We start from the raw sequence: 404 nt of genomic DNA on the forward strand, positions 1-404 counted from the left end.
CCCGTTTCCGCACGCCGGGACCGACTGGTCAAAAAGTCGCAGGAAATCGCTCGGCGCTATCGCGACGAAATGCAGCGCCGAATCGATGCGGGCGAGACGGCGCCGCCCCCGAAGCGCAAAACGCAGGCTGAAATTTGGGCTGAAAAGAACGCCGAGGTGCTCGAGCGCCGAAGGAAATACGGAAGAGAGACGTCCGAGAACTTCGTCATCGCCGGGACGACGCCCGAACAGTCGAAGCTTTACTACCGATCGTCGACGTACTTCACGATGGTGGACGGCAAAACCGTACCCGTCGTCGACGCGCCGCAGGAGAAGCTCCCCGAAGGATGGCTCTCGAAGAACGAATTCGAAAAAGCCAAGCGCGACCTCGCGCGTGAGGAGGTCGAGGCGCAGCTTCAAAAGAC

The 404-nt window shown here is 60.6% G+C and carries 1 protein-coding gene; it reads left to right on the top strand.

From position 1 onward, the window contains the following. Positions 1–69: 69 nt before the first annotated feature. Positions 70–404: hypothetical protein (locus tag H6A60_RS12735; protein ID WP_205105224.1), on the top strand; the 335-nt coding region annotated here is incomplete at its 3' end.

Origin of the sequence: Sutterella massiliensis, from assembly GCF_016899755.1 — a bacterium.
In the GTDB taxonomy this organism is placed as follows: domain Bacteria; phylum Pseudomonadota; class Gammaproteobacteria; order Burkholderiales; family Burkholderiaceae_F; genus Sutterella; species Sutterella massiliensis.